Origin of the sequence: Clostridium folliculivorans (assembly GCF_024341905.1) — a bacterium.
Taxonomy (GTDB): Bacteria; Bacillota; Clostridia; order Clostridiales; family Clostridiaceae; genus Clostridium_AR; species Clostridium_AR folliculivorans.
The window spans coordinates 79,522-97,201 of record NZ_BQXY01000007.1; the positions used below are offsets into that span (position 1 = coordinate 79,522).

Here is a 17,680-nt window from a genome sequence, read left to right on the forward strand (position 1 = left end):
ACATAAGGTGAACAGCCTATGACCATTCACCCTATTTATATATTTTATATTATTTTGCAGCTGTAGTGTTGTTCCCAGAGAATTTAGCAATTTCCTCTGGTGTTAACTGTCTAACAACTGTAGCTGTACCTTTTTCAACATGTGTCAAATCTAAATTTCCTGGAACAGCGGTTAAGGATACATTTGCTTCTGTTTTAGCATTCTCTCCTCCACTGATATTAATGGTAGCACCATCAACAACCTTATAAGTACCTAGTTTAGCATCTATTTTAGAAATATCCACATGTGCTGCCGGAGTAAGAGTTACACCATTAGAAGCTGCAAACGCTGTAACACCTCCTAGAGACATTACTGTTGCAGCAGTTAACCCTATAATAATCTTTTTTTGCTTTGTAAATAACATAATTATTTTCTCCTTTCTATTGTGTATTTATTTTATTAAGATTGCAATCTGTAAACTTAGTATATCAACCCAATAGTTGAGAAATAGTTAGTTTTTACACTATTATCAATTTAATTTATGAATTAAGAAACCCTTAGTAACACTAATCTTCAAAGCTTAGCCAAACTTCCATAATTTTATCAAGCTACACCTGCAAATTACTTTGCAAAATTCTGGCATGATCATTCTTATGAAAACAGAGCATATGGCTTCTGCTACGATGATGTTTTTTACTTCAGTAGCACATTCCAATCTTCATATCCTAAATATGCAATAATTAATGTAGGCTGGTAATAAAAATCTTATGTTTTTTATACAGTAAACAAAGGATATTAGGGGCAAAGCTCTTCTAACACTGGTAAATTTACACAAATTTCAAGCATCTTATCTTGTAAAAATGCCTCTACACTCCCATCCATCTGTTCAGCTAGGAGTTTTACAATCGCTAGTCCAAGTCCTGTACTTTTACCTCTTGCTTCATCTACACTATAAAATCGATCAAAGAGTTTTTTCACATCAATTTGTTCAGTATTCCTTACAAGATTTTTAAAAGATATACTTACAGTTTTTTCACTTACTATTTTTACTTGTATATTACTAGCTGAATGTTGAATACAATTTTTAATCAAGTTTCGTATAATCCTTACAATCATTTCTTTGTCCGCAAAAATAAATATTGGATGCTTTTCTTCAAACTGGACTTCCAACTTGTTTTCTTCAAAAAGATTTATAGATTCTACAAGACACTCTGACATTAGGTTCGTAACATTTATCTTCTCCATTTTAAAAATCGGTTCCGTATTCACAAGATAGCTATATTCAAAGAAGTTTTCAATTAATCTCCCTAGTTCATCTGCATGCTTTTGTGCGATTTGAAGCTTTTGAAATTGTTCTTTTGATAGAGTCCCTCTACCTATAAGCTGTTGATAACCTTTAATAGCAGTAAGTGGTGTCCTCAAATCATGTGATATATTTGCAATCATATCTTTAAAATACTTCTCTTTCCTAATCAAATCAACGCGACGAGTCTCATCTTCTTTTAGACATCTATTGATATTAGAAACCAATGTATTTAATTCTTTATTAATTAGCTCTAAGCTAATACTTTGATGTGTATCCTCTTTTAGTCGCTTGATCAACTGCTGGTTAATATTTTTTAATTGCAGTTGCAAAAATACTATATATAAAACTAATAACAGGACCACCATGCTCAATACTACAACTGCAATTATCAATATTTTCACCACCAATTTAATCTATGGATGAACCACTTCATAATTGAAGTGCTTCATCTTTACTTAATTTCTGATTTTCTAAAACCAATGTGTGCAATAGTAAATATCACAGCCATAAACATAACACTGGCACCAATAGCCTTAAAAAGCACACCATATGCTGTACTTGATACAACAAAAGAGTAATTCCCTCCATACGGCGTGCATGCTAAAATGTTGTGGAAGACCTGAGAATTATCACCTAATCTTATAAGCTGTGCAGACAAGATCGTAAAGCCATAATAAATAACAACTACTAAAACAGGCTTCTTAATCACAAGTGCAAGTGGTATACATATGCTTAGTTGCGATAAATATACGATTACCAACGTTACTATAGCAGCAATTAGCTTCCATAAAACTACTTCAGAAAGACTTTTACCAGACTCTACTGTTAGCAAGTTCAAGAACCCTACTCCTACTGACCCCATACTGAATTTATAACCTGTACCCATAGCAATAAGCACAGCAATTATATATGGAAGTAAAATAAACACCAAGGAACCACAAAAAACAATTATCTTTCCAAACAATACAGAAATCCTACTATTTCCAGTTGCGATTGCTTCATGTATTATTTTATTATCAAAATCTCCACAGATAAAAATTGCTGCTATAGTTGCTCCAAGAATACTCATCATATTTACGTCAGAAAACAAGAATCCTATTCCGTTCATACTTTTATCAATTTTGCCTTGTTGTATTAAATATGCCATGGTAATCATCGTCACAGCACTTAATGTTGTTATACCAAATAAAACTTTTATTGCCTTGGACCTACTTATCTTAAATAAATCAGCTATGATTAGATTATACATTTCTGCCACCCCCTACAATAGAGATAAAGTAATCTTCAAGAGTATCTCCTCCACTTGAAAAGTTTGTAATTATCATTCCATTTTCAAATAGGACTCTTGCAACCTTTTCTTTTTGATCTATATACTCATAAAGCTTAACAGATTTGTCAGGCATTACTTTATAGTTCTGAGTATTTAGTTTCATCTCTAAAATACTTACTAACTTTTCTGGCTCTAAAGTACTTATAAGAAGATGATGCCTACAACACTCTTCAAGTTGTGTTAGGGTTAAAGTCTGTTTAATCTCACCTTGGTGTATAATAATATAATTTGTTGCTGTTTGGTATAATTCAGGAAGATTATGACTTGAAATCAATATAGTCATTTGTCTATCTTCACATAGCTTTTTTATCAGATTTCGTATCTCAACAACTCCTATCGGATCAAGCCCATTTATCGGTTCATCCAGAATAAGTAATTCAGGTTGTCCTAGAAGTGCTATAGCAATTCCTAGTCTTTGCTTCATCCCAAGAGAAAAGTCTTTAGCCTTCTTTTTTTTAGTATCACTAATCCCCACCAGTGATAGCAGTTCATCTTCTACTTCCTTGTTAGGAATACCTCTCATGATTCTATGAAGTCTTAAATTCTCTTTTGCTGTCATATTTTCAGAAAGGCTTGGATATTCTATCATACTTCCAATCCTTTTTCGTTCCTTTTGCAAAGATTTTTCTCCAGTGTGCCCAAAAAGCTCAACACTTCCTTTAGTAGGAAAAGCTAGTCCTGTAATAAGTCTCATAAGGGTAGATTTTCCGGCACCATTTTGTCCAATTAGACCATATATTTTTCCTGTTTCTAAGGTTATCGATACATCTTGTAAGGCTTTAACGCCATTATATTCTTTTGTCAGGTTATTTGTTTTTAAAACAAATTGTTTCATATTTATTCACACGTCCTTTCTAAAGGGTTCCTGTGTTGAAACTTAATTTATACTTGTTAGAAAATCTCTGCTTCTGGAGATTTTCAGGCATGTATAAATTAATAGTTGCGCTAGGACCCCTACATCTTCAAGTCTAAGGCTCAAAGGTTTAGAAAAGGTTAAGAATCCTCATTTAATTATAAAGAAATAGATAATTTATTCTTTATACAATCGATATCCTAGTCCCCACACCGTTTCAATATACTTCTCTTCACAATCTGCTTTACTTAACTTATTGCGCAAGTTACTAATGTGAGTTTTAACCGCATTATCATCACCTAGATATTCTTCCTGCCAAATTGATTCATATAAATTTGCTTTTGTAAAAACCTTGCCTTGATGCTTTATGAGCATTTCTAATATCATATATTCTTTTGCAGTAAGTTCAATTTCAGCACCATTTACACAAACACGCTTTGCACTATCATCAAGCGATATCCCTTTATATTTAAACACTTTAGCTTCATGAATCTGCTTACTATAGCGCCTCAAATTAGATTCTATCCTAGCCACTACCTCACCTAAATCAAAAGGCTTGGTGATATAGTCATCTGCTCCTAGTCTCAAAAAATCTATCTTAGTACCAATCATATCCTTTGCAGAAATAATGATAACAGGAACATCAGAAAACTTTCGTATTTCTTTTAGTATTTCGTCTCCACTTTTGTAAGGCAACATAATATCAAGCAGTATTAAATCAAAGTTACAATCTTTAATTTTATTAAGTCCCTCTATACCAGTATAAGCTGATTGTGCTTCATAACCTTCATCTACTAGAGATTCAACCAGCATATGATTTACATCTTCATTATCCTCAATAACAAGAATAGAATTCATCAAATATTTCTCCTATCTTCACAATCATCTTGTCTTTTTGAATATTAACCATATTATACCATAGAATTTATCATTTACTTCACTTCTTTCCATTAACCTTCAAAACTTAACCATACCTCCATAACCTCATCTAATTCTCTATTTAATCCTTCTTTTCTCAAATAAAGCTTATTGAGATCATCATAGTGTAACCCTGAATTACTCATCTCTAAATCAATATCATTTATTTCTTTTTCAAGGTTTTCAAGCTTTCTTAGAGTTTTCTCTTTTTCAACTTCTCTTTTCTTGTTTTCATCTATACTTTTTACCTTCTTTGGCTTCTCGGTTTTTACCACCACTTCTTCAACCGCCTGTTGCTTAAACTTTTCTCTTTCGGTTTTATAATAATCATAATTTCCAAGATAGCTCCTAAATCCATTATTCTCAACAGAAATTACTCTTTCTCCAATCTTATTTATAAAATATCTATCATGGGATATAAAGAATATAGTTCCTTTGAAATCTTCTAGAGCTTCCTCAAAAGTTTCTATAGAATCAATATCCAGATGATTAGTGGGTTCATCTAATATTAGAAGATTTATATCTTCGTAAAGCAGTTTAGCAAGCTTTAACCTAATTTTTTCTCCACCAGATAAATGTTTAACCTTTTTAAATACGCTACTACCATAAAACATAAATTTCGAGAGATATTCTCTTGCTTTTCCCTCTAGTATATAGATATCATCCCTAAAGCATTCAAGTATTGTTAGTTCTTCATTATCAAAAATAATGTTTTGAGGTAGGTATGCTGCCATTACACTAGCCCCCAGTTCCACCTTACCAGAATCCGCTAACTCTTCTCCTAACAAAAGCTTTAGTAAAGTAGTTTTTCCGCATCCATTAGGTCCTATAAGCGCTACTCTTTCACCATAGTTAATCAGTAACTCTGCATCATTAAAAATCACTTTATCTTCGTAACTTTTAGACAACCTTTCAGCCTTTATAGTTTCATTACCTGATCTTCCAGTAGCCTTAAAGCTTAACTTCATATTTTGCTTATCAAGCACTGGCTTATCAATTTTCTCTAGCTTATCCAATCTTTTTTGTATACTTTCAGCCCTTCTAAAGAATTTGTTATTATCAGCCCTCATTGCCCAGTCTCTCAAATCCTTCACTTGTTTTTCCATAGCATTTATCTGTTTTTGCTGTTCTCTAAACTGCTCAAACTGTATTCTCATATTCTCTTCTTTTTGTCTTACATAGGATGAATAATTGCCCTTGTAGGTCATGGATTCCATATCTTCAATCTCTACAATCTTATTTACTACATTGTCTAAGAAATACCTATCATGAGACACAATTATTACAATTCCCTTATATACATTAAGATAGCCTTCTAGCCATTCAATAGAGTCCATATCTAAATGATTTGTAGGCTCATCCAAGAGCAATATATCTGGGTTATCTATTAGAAGCTTTCCAAGTACCACAGTGGTCTTCTCTCCGCCACTCAACAAACTAAAATCCTTGTTTAAGAAGCTCTCATTTAATTTTAATCCTGTGCATACCTTTCCTAGCTTTTCCTCTATCTCATATCCTCCTTTCACTTCAAACTGCTGCACTAAAGTACTATATTTTTTCAACGCTCTTTCAAGCTCGTCATCACTGAGCACTTTCATTTCTTCCTCGAGCTTACGCATTTTTCCCTCTATATCATGAACTTCTTCAAAGGCTAAGTTCAATACATCAATAACCCTCAACCCCTTATCATATTGAGGAATTTGTTCAAGATACGCAACGGTAGCTTCTCTTGGTAAATTAATAAACCCTTCATCATATCCGTAACTTGAAGTTTGAGGATAACCTGGATAGTAGTTCATTGGTTCTATTCCAGCTATTAATTTTAATATAGTGCTCTTTCCACTTCCATTTGCTCCTACTATACCAACCTTTTCTCCTGAATAAACTTCAAAGGTTATATTTTCAGTTACTTGAGTAGCTTCCATATATTTTTTTACACCATTTAACGATAATTCAAACATAAATATTCCTTCTTTCATCTATAATCTAGACTACTCTTTCTATGAATAGGCATATACAATAGCTCTTTTTAGGTTAAAACACTGTGTTAAAATTAAGTGGTTATTCATACGATGCTTTAACAATATTCTTAAACACAACTGAAGCTAAAAAGAGTTATAATTATAAAAACTATTTTTTACTAAACGCTAAAAAGGACCATAAGAAGATTGTTCTTCTTACAGTCCGAAATTTGCTTTTATTATAATTTATCTAGATTAGATTCATATTGAGCTATACAGTTATGCTAGTTTTCCAAGATCCAAGCTCAAAGCTTATACTATAAAAACCGCTATAAACATAAATCAATACATATACTAAGCAAAATAAAATTCATATTAGATCAATATCATCACAAACATTATCTTATTAAGCTTATATATCTAATCATCAACTCCCTAAAGAAGCTCATATAAATATCTCAAAACATTATTGAAATATTAGACAAATAAATTAAAATATCTATTTCAGTAAAGTAAGTTACCTTCCAAATGCCTTATTCCATAAAGAGTACAACAACAAGACCTAACTATAATTAGGTAAATTAAAACTCATTACAAAATAACTATTAATTTTTAATCAAATTAATATTAGCAATTAGCTGGTGTCATAACTTACTTTCCCCTTTCAATAACTTTTTTCTTTATAATATCATATTTTGAAATTTGTGTAAATAGATTTTCAGTATATGCTTCTTATTATCCAAAGGACCATTCCACAATACTTATTTCATCTTTCCCTAAGGGCCTTATTCCGTCAATTACGCATTCTTCTATATCATCAATAATTTCATCACAACTAGCTATTTCATCAATGTTCTCAGCTCTTGAAGTACCTTTTTTCTTTTTATTCCGCTTTATCCGCTTTCTACTTTCCGTAGTATTTACATTATATTCTAGTAAATTACCTCTATCAGTACTATCCTCTATGCCACCATTGACAGCCACAATATCTTTATTATTATTCTCTAATATTTCTACATTATCATTTTCATAATCTTCTGTATCAGCAGTTATATTTTCACTGTCTTTATAATCATATTTCCCCTTGTTTTTCTCTTCACTATCCACTGCTTGTCCATCAAATCCTTCAGGTTTGATTACTTGTACTTCATCACTGCAACCTTCATTTAACTGAACAGCAGCATTCTTTACTTCAGCGGTTTCGCTGCTCTTAGATATTTCTTTCTTCTTTGCCTTGATATTTTGATGCTTAGCAAAATTTTTCACTCTGTATATATTACTATCACTCAATTCTATCATTTCTAACTCAATAAATACCTCTAACGCAAGCTTGATTTGAGAAGCATCCCTGTTAAATTCTATTGCCAATGTTTCTATTGTATATGGAATATTTTTTGAAAGAAACATATCCCCTTCTAAATTAACTTTTCCTGCAAGCAAAACTAGCCTATTCCATATATAATGAATAACATCTCTTTCTGGCTTCATGTCTATTATTTTAAATTTAGTATCCTCATACATATCAACTCTGAACTTTACATATTTTCTTTCTCTCATAAATCTCATTCTCCTTAAAACTTTATTTTTATTTATTGCCATCAGATATCTTGTTATATCTTTTAATTGGTATATATGCTTTAGGAGAAGAGATTACAGTATTATTTAAAATTTTTGTTGGTGGAAAAAGGCTGTAGAGAAAAATAAATTTTCTCTACAGCCTTTCAATGTTGACCTATAAATATTTTTTTAATTTTTTTATATTATTTATAATTAAGTCTGCTTCATCTAATTCACCTTCAAGGGGAAATCCATAGCTACAGCCAATGGTATATATATCATTTTTCTTTCCGGCTTCTATGTCCTGCATTCTATCTCCTATAATGACCATTTCTTCAGGATATCTGTCTTTGATCTTACTTAATATCTCATACTTTGGTATGAAATTATATTCCTCTGAGCAAGCTAGCTCTTCAAAGAAGTCTCCAAGACAAAATAATTCTCTGTGACAATCCCTATAGATTATTCTACAATTGCTTATAAACACTAATCTGTATCCTCTACCCTTAAGGTATTTAAGAGTTTCGATAGCTCCTTCATAAAGTTCTGGCGCACCACTCTCAGTCAAAGCTCTCATTTCTTCACGAATCATTGTACTGCATTTATTCCTTATATCATCATCAAGTCCTGGCATGAAGGTTTTCCACATCTCTTGAGGATTAAACCCGAGCCAATAACTTATTTCTCTATCAGACCAATCCCTCTGCTCCGCAGCCCCCAATCTAACAAGATATGCGTACGCTTTTCTAAATGCAGGTCCATATATCTTTATACTATTATGCAAAGTACCATCATAGTCAAAGAAGATAGTCTTGATGTTCTTAAAAGGTATCAAATTTAACACTCCCTGATACTAAAACTGTTTAAGCAGGTTTGCCATTTCAATTGCTGTAACTGCTGCGTCGTATCCCTTATTTCCTGCCTTTGTTCCAGCTCTCTCAATTGCTTGCTCTATTGTGTCAGTAGTTATTACACCGAATATCACTGGAACTTCTGTTTCCAAAGATACACTTGCAATACCCTTTGATACTTCACCGGCTACATAATCAAAGTGAGGAGTTGCCCCTCTTATTACGGCACCAAGACAGATAACTGCATCATAATTATTTGATTTAGCCATTTTCTTTGCTGCAAGTGGAATTTCAAATGCTCCTGGAACCCATGCTACTTCAATTTCGTTTTCTTCCACACCATGTCTCTTTAAGGCATCAAAAGCTCCTACTAAAAGCTTTCCTCCGATGAATTCATTAAATCTGCCTACTATAATACCGAACTTTAATCCCTCTGCTACTAATTTTCCTTCATATATTTTCATTTTAAATTCCTCCATTTTTTTGAATTTTATTATTAAATTTATAGCTTTTTAACTTTTATAGGTTTATTACTTAATATTTTTATCTTCATTGAAACTTAATATATGTCCAAGCTTTTTCTTTTTAGTTTTTAAGTAATACTCATTTCTTTCATTGTGGTTCATTTGTATTGGGACCCTATCCACAATTTCTATTCCATATCCGATAAGCCCTGAGATTTTCTTCGGATTATTGGTCATAAGTTTTACCTTTTTCACTCCAAGATCTGAAAGAATCTGAGCTCCAATACCATACTCTCTTAAGTCAGCTGGAAACCCCAAGGCAAGATTTGCTTCTACAGTATCCATCCCCAAATCTTGTAATGCATAAGCCTTGATCTTATTTATAAGACCTATCCCTCTTCCTTCTTGTCTCATGTAAAGGAGTATTCCGCGGCCTCTTTTTTCTATTTCTTTCATAGCTTCAGCAAACTGTTCTCCACAATCGCATCTTAAGGACCCAAAAGTATCGCCAGTGAGACATTCAGAGTGAACTCTTATAAGAACTGGTTCGTCGCCCGAAATATCACCTTTTACTAGAGCTACATGATGTTCCCCATTTAAAGTATTTTCGTAGCCTACCATTTTAAACTCACCATATTTTGTAGGCATCTTTGCCTCTGTTTCTCGCTTTACATATGCATCATTTTTTCTTCTATAATTGATTAGATCCGCAATTGTAATTATCTTAAGGTCATGTTCCTTTACATATTCCATAAGCTGCGGAAGTCTAGCCATAGTTCCGTCTTCATTCATTATTTCACATATAACTCCTGCTGGACAAAAGCCTGCCATTCTTGCTAAATCAACAGCCGCCTCTGTATGTCCAGCTCTTTTTAACACTCCGCCCTCTTTAGCTTCTAATGGAAACATATGCCCAGGCCTCTTAAAATCCTTTTCTGATGAATTCGGATCTATAACTTTCAATACTGTAGCAGCTCTTTCATAAGCAGATATTCCAGTAGAAGTTTCAGCAGCATCTATGGATACCGTGAAAGCAGTTCCATGCGAATCTGTATTTTTCTCCACCATAGGAAGAATGTTAAGCTCCCTTAATCTTTCTCCAATAACTGGCATGCAGATAAGGCCTCTACCAAACCTCGCCATAAAGTTTATAGCCTCTGGTGTCACTTTTTCTGCCGCTATAATAAGGTCTCCTTCATTTTCTCTATCTTCATCATCAACTACAACAATCATTTTTCCTGCCTTGATATCTTCAATAGCTTCCTCAATAGAATTAAATTTCATTATTTCCAATCCTCCTTTAATCTTTATGCAAATCCATTTTCACTTAAAAAGTTAAGATCTATATCTTTTTTTACTGGTGCATTCCCTTTAGCTCCAAGGAACTTCTCAATATATTTTCCTATCATGTCGCACTCAAGGTTTACCTTATCCCCAATTTTCTTACGAAGCAATGTAGTCACGTCCTTAGTGTGGGGAATAATAGAAACCTTAAATACTGAATCATCTACATATGCCACTGTAAGGCTTACGCCATCTATTGCAATAGAGCCTTTTTGGACAATATATCTTAAAATATCTGGTGAAGTACCAACTGTAATCCAGACTGCATTGTCTTCTCTCTCGTAATCTTCTATAGTTCCCATTCCATCAATGTGCCCGCTTACAATATGTCCTCCAAGTCTGTCTCCTACACTTAAAGCCCTTTCAAGATTAACTTCATCACCGGGTGAAAGATTTTTCAAATTACTTCGTCTCATGGTTTCTGCCATTGCATCTATTGTGAATCTAGAACTGTCAAAGGATGTTACAGTAAGACATACACCATTGGTACAGATGCTATCACCTAACTTTACTCCTTCTAGAACAGTTTTAGCTTTAATAATTATACTTGCTGATTTTGCAGACTTAACAACTGACTCAACTCTACCTATTTCCTCTACTAATCCAGTGAACATTAAAAACTAAACCTCCTTTTAAATATCCCCCTCTATCAAAAGGGGAGCTTTGTGGTTATATATTTAATAAATACTTCATTTAGCTTTCTTCCTTCATCTTCAAGAATACCAGTAACTACTTCTATACCAGCCTCTTTAAGAATTTTTATTCCTCTCCCAGATACTAACGGATTAGGGTCTTCCACTGCTATAATTACCTTCTTTATCCCCTTTTCCACTATCGCATTGGCACAAGGCGGGGTCTTGCCATAGTGAGAGCAAGGTTCAAGAGTAACATACATAGTTGCACCTTTAACATCCTCTGTAGCATTTAAAAAGGCATTAATCTCCGCATGATGACTTCCATAAACCTCATGATACCCCTCACCAATTACTCTGCCATCCTTTACTATCACTGCACCTACCATCGGGTTAGGACTTGTGTATCCTTCCCCTTTTTTAGCCAATTCAAGCGCTCTCTTCATGTACTTAATATCCATATCATCACTCCAATCAGTTACTAAAAATTAAAAAGGTCGCTGAAGTAATTTTCTTCAGCGACCTTTTAATGCATTTGCATTTACAAATTTATATATGGAAGAACCGACAGGTGAATAAACTTTATTTTTTACTGTATAGGCATAAAAATGCTTCTAAAACCATTAAAATATCTAATCTTAGCTAAGTTAAAAACTTTATACTATGCTTGATTATCAAATTACCTGCACTATACATTAAAAAAGCCCTGAGAAATAATTCTCAGGGCGCTAACAATCCACAAAATATCCTGATTACAAAATGCTATGTCAAAAAGGCATAGACTTATGCATCAAGAGTATACTACTCATCTTCTTCCATCCAGACTTTACTGTCGGCCTCGGAGTTTCACCGAATCAACCTTACGGCTCGCGGGCTATACCGCCGGTAGGGAATTACACCCTGCCCTGAAGATATATTTAATTTTTACAGCCTAACTTTATCACAATGAAATAAATATGTCAATATAACTATTCTTTTCTTACTTCATCAATATAATCCATTATCAATTCTAAATATCAAGTTTTTTATAAGTATCTCAAGTGAGAATACCATAACGTAACATGGAAATTTATTCGCTTTAAAAAGCTTCAAGGATTTTAATTTATACTTAGTATAAAGATATATTATAATTTTTTATAACTCCTCATTGCAAAGATATAAGCAACAACTATTATTCCTACACACCAAGCTAGGGCAACCCATATATCATTTCCTACTGGTTTGTTTGCTAATAAATTACGAATAGCTTCTACTATAGGAGTTACAGGCTGATTTTCTGCAAAAGCACGTACTGCTGAAGGCATAGTATCTGTTGGTACAAAGGCAGAACTAATAAATGGCAAGAAGATAATTGGGTAGGCGAATGCCCCTGCACCATCTGGTGTTTTAGCAGCAAGTCCTGCAATTACAGCAATCCAAGTTAAAGCAAGTGTAAATATCCCAAGAATACCAAATACCGCGAGCCATCCTAAGATTCCTGCTGAAGAACGGAAACCTATTAATAACGCAACAATTATAATCACTACTATAGAAATTCCATTAGAAATTAATGAGGTTAATACGTGTCCCCATAATACTGTAGACCTAGCAATAGGCATAGAGTGAAAACGTTCAAAGATACCATGTTGCTTATCTATAAACAAACGGTAAGCTACATATGCAATACCACTACCAATAGTCATTAACATTATACCTGGTAATAGATAATCAACATAATTTTCTGTGCCAGTTTTAATCGCACCACCAAATACATAGACGAATAATAGCATCATAGCAATTGGCGTAATACATACTGTAATAATTGTATCCATACTTCTAAAAATATGACGCATAGAACGTCCAAACATGACACTTATATCTTTTAAAAAATACTTATTTGTAGATTCCATTTATTTCTCCTCCTTCTTCCCAATGATTGTTAGAAATATTTCTTCTAATGTAGGTTGTTTCTCAACATATTCAACTTTTGCAGGCGGAAACAACTTTTTTAATCCCTCTAATGTATCTAGAGCAATTATTTTTCCACCATGAAGGATAGCTATTTTATCTGCAAGTTGCTCTGATTCTTCTAAGTATTGAGTTGTTAAAAATACTGTAGTTCCTGCAGCTGCTAACTCTTTTACAATCTTCCAAACTTCTAAGCGAGCTTCTGGATCAAGACCTGTCGTCGGCTCATCTAGGAAGATAATCTTTGGATTTCCCACAAGACTCATTGCAATATCAATTCTTCTTTTCATACCTCCAGAGTAAGTGCCCACTCTGCGGTCTGCTGCCTCTGACATAGCAAAACGGTTAATTAACTCATCTGCTACTTGTTTTGGATTTTTAAGGTGTCTGAGTTTTGCTATCATTTGAAGGTTTTCACGTCCAGTCAAAACTTCATCAATAGCGGCAAACTGCCCAGTAAGACTAATAGAACCTCTAATGTTTCCTGGTTTTTTTTCAATATCAAAACCATTTATTAAAACACTTCCAGCATCTGCTTTAAGTAAAGTAGCCATGATTCTAATTATCGTTGTTTTTCCGGCTCCATTGGAACCAAGTAATGCAAAGATGCCTCCTTGCTCTACTTCTAAATCTATTCCTTTAAGTACTTCTACATTTTTGTAAGATTTTTTTACACCTTTGAGCTGTATGATATTTTTCTTCACTTTCTTTTCCTCCTCTATAATTACAGTAAAAAAGAGCCGATAACTATGATTTCACTCACATGTTATCGGCTCTGCGTCTTAGCGTCTGGCTCTTTAATAACTGATACCTTAAGTTGTTTTACATTGATTATTGTTTCCTGTTTACACTTAGGACAAAATAGTGGAAAGTTTTCAAGAACCGTATCAGCCCCAATCTTGACCCTTGTTTTGTTGCCACATACTGGACATAATATCCACTGGTATTCACACATTCTAACATCCCTTTACTTGATATTTTTGTTGACTACTATAATTTTAATGCCTACAAACATTAAGCTGCTTTTAATGTTCTTCACTTTTGCGAGAGGCACAGACCTTTCACTTCAATTGCTTTTTCAATCCCTCCATATATCTTTTACTTTGTTTTATCCGTAACCTTTTTCATAGCCTTGCTAACTTTTTGGTCAACAGATTCCTGATAGATATCAGCATAAGTTTTTGAATCTTTAATAAGCTCATCGCAGAAAGCCGCTACATCACTACCCGTAACCTCAAGCACACCCTTCCCTAAAGACGCACCTTCTTCAAAAAGATCTATGATCCCTGATAATAAACCTATACCGTCTGTTAGTTCAACAGGACCCACCTTAAAAAGATATTTTTGAATTTCTTTATAAACAATTTGGTAATCCTTTGGGAGCCCTTTTACACGTGCCACATGCGCTCTCCACTCTTTTTTGCCTTCAATGATATCTTGTATACTCATCTTATCCTCCTATTTGCCTAATTTTTTAGCGATATTATTGTTAAGTTGCTTGCGCCACTTGTCGCGATAAGAATTTGCCCCTTCTTCACCAATCAATGCTGAACAGAAGCCTTTGATATCGTCTCCCAAAGCATCTTGTACATTCTGACCATCCGCAGCGGTTTCTTCTAGCAGTCCAAGCACACCGTCAAGAATTGGCATAAGGTTGCGACCGGTAAAATCTGAGTGCTGCCAAAGATTAGTCTTAATTTTTTCCCATGCCGCTTGATAATCAACCGGTAGATTTTTCGCTCGTGCTTCAAAACTTTTAAATTCTTTAGTCATGTCGCTTCCCGTAATCTTTTCCCAAAAACTCATTACTTTCTCTCCTTTAATTCATTGATTTTTGATGATACAAATTCCCACTTTTCCCAAAACCTCTTCAATTCCTCACGTCCTGCATCATTAAGAGTGAAAAACTTTCGTGGAGGTCCCATATCAGATGGCTTCTTCGTAGTTTCCACCAGCTTGTTTTTCTCTAGCCTCACCAATATTGTGTAGACTGTGCCGTCTACAACATCAGAAAATCCCAGTGCATTGAGCCTCTTAGTAATCTCGTAACCATATATCTCCTCATGGCTGATTATTTCAAGAACACAGCCTTCTAGTACACCCTTTAGCATTTCTGTAATATTATCCAAATGTATCACCTCTTCACTATCTAGTATTACTTGTATTCAGTATTACTTACTACCACTATATAGTATCACGTAGTAGTAGTAACGTCAATATTATATTTTTATTTTTTATGTTTATTTTAATTATTCAAATATAAACTTATACTTTATATGTTGAAGCAATTACTTTATGAAATTTATGATGATTAGTTGAAAAACAAGATGCTTTTTTGAAAAAAACATAAATGAGCAAACAAAAAAGGCTGGCCAATAACCAGTCTTCCTTTTATGTAGGGTATGCTCTTGAGTGCTCAATAGATATATTTAGAATCTCATTTTTACCATGAATAATAAATACAATATAACCGGTAATCCTATAATAGCAGATAGTATTGCAATTACAGTATTTACTTTTTTCTCATCTCGTAATATAAATACTAAAAACTTATACCCTAAAATACCAATCCATCCACCCAAACAATTTAGAATTATATCATCAATGTCTGATACTCCTATTCCTAAAAGACCTTGAATGATTTCAACAAACAGACTCACAGTGAATATAAATAAAAGATTTTTAAATACTCTTTTATCTTTTTTTAATAGTATCAAATATACACCTAGAGGAGTAAAAATAACTATATTCCCAACCACATTCCCGAAAGCAAATTTTCTTAAATTATCAGAGCTGCCAGATATATATTCTATTATACTATGAAAAGGAATGAGATTGATTGACCTAAATAAAGTCCTTTGACTACTAAATAGCTCTAAGATTGAAACTCTTGATAAGAGCAATATTTTAATTAACAAAAATATGTAACAAATGAAAACACCATATAAAAACACTTTTTTGATTCGTTCTAGTTTCTTCATAATTCCTCCATTTTTCATTTCATGACTATTTTTTCTCTGCAATGCAAAAGCCTGTCCAATTCAGTAATTTAATTTTACCTAAATCAGCCAGTCTATGCTTGAATTTTTTCTTACGAATTTCTTAAGTTTTCTTAAGTAGTTTTATCTCAATATTGAGAACACAAAAAAGTTAAACTTTTGGTACTGAACTTCTAGCTAATAATTCATATTCATTTTTCATGTCCTTGCTTTATAATAAAGGGACTATTGTAGAACGAATTTTCAACTCATTCTACAACAGTCCCTTTATAAACAATATTATATTTTTTTCAAAGCATTAATTAGAATAAACGCTAAAGCTCCAAAGCTAGCTGCAACAAATAGTGTGGTGCTAGGGCTAAAATATCTTGTCATAACCCCTGCACCTGCTGGAACTAGCAAGGATGACACCCCAGTAAACATACTAAGTGCAAAAAGCTGACCTGTTGCTTTCATCTTTTCGCTGGTTAACCCATATATTAAGGTTTGTGAGGTAATCATCACTAATGGAGTTGTTAACATTTGAAATGCACTTAATACAATAATCTGAGTTATGCTACTGCTCATTCCCAATAAAATAAATTGTATAGTCAGAGCCAAAGCTGAGACCTTCAAAAGAAAGTAATTGTTAAACTTTCTTAAAAAGTAACTGCCACATAAATATGTTGGAATTTCTATCATAGATTGAATTGACCACTTATAGCCAATTTGTAAATCAGTAGCTCCAAGTGCCAGCATTTTATCTACAACCGCTGTATTATTGGTTATAATAATGCAGTACATTAAGAAAAGTATAAAAACTAATAAGCTGTACCTTTTATTTAGAATAAGTTCTTTTATATCAGCTAGTCCTAATTTTCCAGTGCTTTTGTCCTTTTGTCTGTCTACATCCTTTATAAAATGCAAGACTCCTAGAGAAAGGATACATAAAATTAGGATTCCATTACTTACGCCGCTATAACCAAATCTTGAAATGATGGAGGATAAAATAATACTGCCAGTTGCCCACCCCATCGATCCAAAAGTCTTTATAAATGAAAGGTTCTTTCTTAAATGTTTATCAGACCCAAGTACCCAAGCATCACACAAACCGCAGGTTGTATTTACTAGTCCACCGCTAAATGCTATTACAATCACATGATATATAAAAAATTGTGTTTCCATGCTGTAAAACAAGTAGGTTGAAACCGCATAAATCATCAAAGCTACTACCACAAACTTCTTTATTGATCCATACTTGTCGCAAAGAAATCCAAACAGTATTTGAAATACAATGGTAGTAAATGCATAGGAGGATAAAAGTATCCCCCTTTGCATAGAGTCATAGCCAAGCTTAGATAAAAATGGCGTAAATTGTGTCATAGCAAATGAGAATGCCATATATAGAAATATATATGAAAATGCATATAAATATTTTTGTTTACTTTTTTCCACTTCGTTACCTGCTGTCTCTATTTTTGGATATACCACTTCGTAATAAAACTTATTATTTTACATTCTCTCACCTGAAACCACGAAAGTTCTAAAAATTGATTTCCG

General features: G+C 33.3%; 19 protein-coding genes, 2 pseudogenes and 1 riboswitch. Of the genes and pseudogenes, 1 reads left to right on the forward strand and 20 read right to left on the reverse strand.

Annotated features, from left to right (window positions below; genetic code table 11):
* Window positions 1-49: 49 nt before the first annotated feature.
* A complete protein-coding gene (locus OCU55_RS18020; RefSeq protein ID WP_261853686.1) occupies window positions 50-403 on the reverse strand; it encodes a hypothetical protein in 354 nt (117 codons plus the stop codon).
* A 186-nt stretch (window positions 404-589) separates the two neighbouring features.
* Here OCU55_RS18020 and OCU55_RS24080 point away from each other — a divergent pair.
* Window positions 590-736, forward strand: a pseudogene (locus OCU55_RS24080) (beta-1,3-glucanase family protein); the annotation flags it as partial.
* A 38-nt stretch (window positions 737-774) separates the two neighbouring features.
* Here the strand turns inward: OCU55_RS24080 and OCU55_RS18025 are convergent.
* The 19 genes and pseudogenes from OCU55_RS18025 to OCU55_RS18115 form a co-directional block, all read right to left on the reverse strand.
* On the reverse strand, window positions 775-1,686 hold the full coding sequence (locus OCU55_RS18025) for a sensor histidine kinase (RefSeq protein ID WP_345795602.1): 912 nt from the start codon (window positions 1,684-1,686) through the stop codon (window positions 775-777).
* A 50-nt stretch (window positions 1,687-1,736) separates the two neighbouring features.
* On the reverse strand, window positions 1,737-2,534 hold the full coding sequence (locus OCU55_RS18030; RefSeq protein ID WP_261853688.1) for an ABC transporter permease: 798 nt from the start codon (window positions 2,532-2,534) through the stop codon (window positions 1,737-1,739).
* A complete protein-coding gene (locus OCU55_RS18035) occupies window positions 2,527-3,450 on the reverse strand; it encodes an ABC transporter ATP-binding protein (RefSeq protein ID WP_261853689.1) in 924 nt (307 codons plus the stop codon). The genes OCU55_RS18030 and OCU55_RS18035 overlap by 8 nt, the downstream gene beginning before the upstream one ends.
* Window positions 3,451-3,645: 195 nt before the next feature.
* Window positions 3,646-4,326 carry a response regulator transcription factor gene (locus tag OCU55_RS18040; protein WP_261853690.1) on the reverse strand — a complete coding sequence of 227 codons (681 nt, stop codon included), beginning with the start codon at window positions 4,324-4,326 and terminating at the stop codon, window positions 3,646-3,648.
* Between the two features lie 92 nt (window positions 4,327-4,418).
* Entirely contained in the window at window positions 4,419-6,347 is a 1,929-nt protein-coding gene (gene abc-f / locus OCU55_RS18045) for a ribosomal protection-like ABC-F family protein (protein ID WP_261853691.1), read from the reverse strand.
* 735 nt (window positions 6,348-7,082) lie between these two features.
* Entirely contained in the window at window positions 7,083-7,904 is an 822-nt protein-coding gene (locus tag OCU55_RS18050) for a phage replisome organizer N-terminal domain-containing protein (protein WP_261853692.1), read from the reverse strand.
* A gap of 175 nt (window positions 7,905-8,079) precedes the next feature.
* Window positions 8,080-8,739 (reverse strand): HAD family hydrolase, encoded by a 660-nt coding sequence (locus OCU55_RS18055; RefSeq protein ID WP_261853693.1) that lies wholly within the window; start codon window positions 8,737-8,739, stop codon window positions 8,080-8,082.
* A gap of 18 nt (window positions 8,740-8,757) precedes the next feature.
* A complete protein-coding gene (gene ribH, locus OCU55_RS18060) occupies window positions 8,758-9,219 on the reverse strand; it encodes a 6,7-dimethyl-8-ribityllumazine synthase (protein ID WP_261853694.1) in 462 nt (153 codons plus the stop codon).
* Between the two features lie 66 nt (window positions 9,220-9,285).
* Entirely contained in the window at window positions 9,286-10,503 is a 1,218-nt protein-coding gene (locus OCU55_RS18065; protein ID WP_261853695.1) for a bifunctional 3,4-dihydroxy-2-butanone-4-phosphate synthase/GTP cyclohydrolase II, read from the reverse strand.
* Window positions 10,504-10,526: 23 nt separating this feature from the next.
* Window positions 10,527-11,177: a riboflavin synthase gene (locus OCU55_RS18070; protein WP_261853696.1), complete on the reverse strand. Its 651-nt coding sequence runs from the start codon at window positions 11,175-11,177 to the stop codon at window positions 10,527-10,529.
* A 38-nt stretch (window positions 11,178-11,215) separates the two neighbouring features.
* Window positions 11,216-11,656: pseudogene (gene ribD / locus OCU55_RS18075) on the reverse strand (bifunctional diaminohydroxyphosphoribosylaminopyrimidine deaminase/5-amino-6-(5-phosphoribosylamino)uracil reductase RibD); the annotation flags it as partial.
* A 342-nt stretch (window positions 11,657-11,998) separates the two neighbouring features.
* A riboswitch (FMN riboswitch) is annotated at window positions 11,999-12,112 on the reverse strand.
* A 207-nt stretch (window positions 12,113-12,319) separates the two neighbouring features.
* Entirely contained in the window at window positions 12,320-13,084 is a 765-nt protein-coding gene (locus OCU55_RS18080; RefSeq protein ID WP_261853697.1) for an ABC transporter permease, read from the reverse strand.
* Window positions 13,085-13,846 carry an ABC transporter ATP-binding protein gene (locus OCU55_RS18085; protein WP_261853698.1) on the reverse strand — a complete coding sequence of 254 codons (762 nt, stop codon included), beginning with the start codon at window positions 13,844-13,846 and terminating at the stop codon, window positions 13,085-13,087. It lies immediately after the preceding gene.
* Window positions 13,847-13,908: 62 nt separating this feature from the next.
* The gene (locus OCU55_RS18090) at window positions 13,909-14,097 is read right to left on the reverse strand and encodes a cysteine-rich KTR domain-containing protein (protein ID WP_261853699.1); all 189 of its coding nucleotides are present in this window, start codon (window positions 14,095-14,097) and stop codon (window positions 13,909-13,911) included.
* A 143-nt stretch (window positions 14,098-14,240) separates the two neighbouring features.
* Window positions 14,241-14,591, reverse strand: coding sequence for a DUF1048 domain-containing protein (locus tag OCU55_RS18095; protein WP_261853700.1), 351 nt, complete (start codon window positions 14,589-14,591; stop codon window positions 14,241-14,243).
* A 9-nt stretch (window positions 14,592-14,600) separates the two neighbouring features.
* Window positions 14,601-14,948: a DUF1048 domain-containing protein gene (locus OCU55_RS18100; RefSeq protein ID WP_261853701.1), complete on the reverse strand. Its 348-nt coding sequence runs from the start codon at window positions 14,946-14,948 to the stop codon at window positions 14,601-14,603.
* Window positions 14,948-15,271, reverse strand: coding sequence for a PadR family transcriptional regulator (locus OCU55_RS18105; protein ID WP_261853702.1), 324 nt, complete (start codon window positions 15,269-15,271; stop codon window positions 14,948-14,950). The genes OCU55_RS18100 and OCU55_RS18105 overlap by 1 nt, the downstream gene beginning before the upstream one ends.
* A gap of 300 nt (window positions 15,272-15,571) precedes the next feature.
* Window positions 15,572-16,123, reverse strand: coding sequence for a VanZ family protein (locus tag OCU55_RS18110; protein ID WP_261853703.1), 552 nt, complete (start codon window positions 16,121-16,123; stop codon window positions 15,572-15,574).
* A 297-nt stretch (window positions 16,124-16,420) separates the two neighbouring features.
* Window positions 16,421-17,575 carry an MFS transporter gene (locus OCU55_RS18115; RefSeq protein ID WP_261853704.1) on the reverse strand — a complete coding sequence of 385 codons (1,155 nt, stop codon included), beginning with the start codon at window positions 17,573-17,575 and terminating at the stop codon, window positions 16,421-16,423.
* Between the last annotated feature and the right edge of the window lie 105 nt (window positions 17,576-17,680).

What these genes read in the sequence shown, in the direction of transcription:
- OCU55_RS18020 (WP_261853686.1), bottom strand. Translation starts at nt 403, where the DNA reads ATGTTATTTACAAAGCAAAAAAAGATTATTATAGGGTTAACTGCTGCA.
- OCU55_RS18030 (WP_261853688.1), bottom strand. Translation starts at nt 2,534, where the DNA reads ATGTATAATCTAATCATAGCTGATTTATTTAAGATAAGTAGGTCCAAG.
- OCU55_RS18035 (WP_261853689.1), bottom strand. Translation starts at nt 3,450, where the DNA reads ATGAAACAATTTGTTTTAAAAACAAATAACCTGACAAAAGAATATAAT.
- OCU55_RS18040 (WP_261853690.1), bottom strand. Translation starts at nt 4,326, where the DNA reads ATGAATTCTATTCTTGTTATTGAGGATAATGAAGATGTAAATCATATG.
- abc-f (WP_261853691.1), bottom strand. Translation starts at nt 6,347, where the DNA reads ATGTTTGAATTATCGTTAAATGGTGTAAAAAAATATATGGAAGCTACT.
- OCU55_RS18050 (WP_261853692.1), bottom strand. Translation starts at nt 7,904, where the DNA reads ATGAGAGAAAGAAAATATGTAAAGTTCAGAGTTGATATGTATGAGGAT.
- ribH (WP_261853694.1), bottom strand. Translation starts at nt 9,219, where the DNA reads ATGAAAATATATGAAGGAAAATTAGTAGCAGAGGGATTAAAGTTCGGT.
- OCU55_RS18065 (WP_261853695.1), bottom strand. Translation starts at nt 10,503, where the DNA reads ATGAAATTTAATTCTATTGAGGAAGCTATTGAAGATATCAAGGCAGGA.
- OCU55_RS18070 (WP_261853696.1), bottom strand. Translation starts at nt 11,177, where the DNA reads ATGTTCACTGGATTAGTAGAGGAAATAGGTAGAGTTGAGTCAGTTGTT.
- OCU55_RS18080 (WP_261853697.1), bottom strand. Translation starts at nt 13,084, where the DNA reads ATGGAATCTACAAATAAGTATTTTTTAAAAGATATAAGTGTCATGTTT.
- OCU55_RS18090 (WP_261853699.1), bottom strand. Translation starts at nt 14,097, where the DNA reads ATGTGTGAATACCAGTGGATATTATGTCCAGTATGTGGCAACAAAACA.
- OCU55_RS18095 (WP_261853700.1), bottom strand. Translation starts at nt 14,591, where the DNA reads ATGAGTATACAAGATATCATTGAAGGCAAAAAAGAGTGGAGAGCGCAT.
- OCU55_RS18100 (WP_261853701.1), bottom strand. Translation starts at nt 14,948, where the DNA reads ATGAGTTTTTGGGAAAAGATTACGGGAAGCGACATGACTAAAGAATTT.
- OCU55_RS18110 (WP_261853703.1), bottom strand. Translation starts at nt 16,123, where the DNA reads ATGAAGAAACTAGAACGAATCAAAAAAGTGTTTTTATATGGTGTTTTC.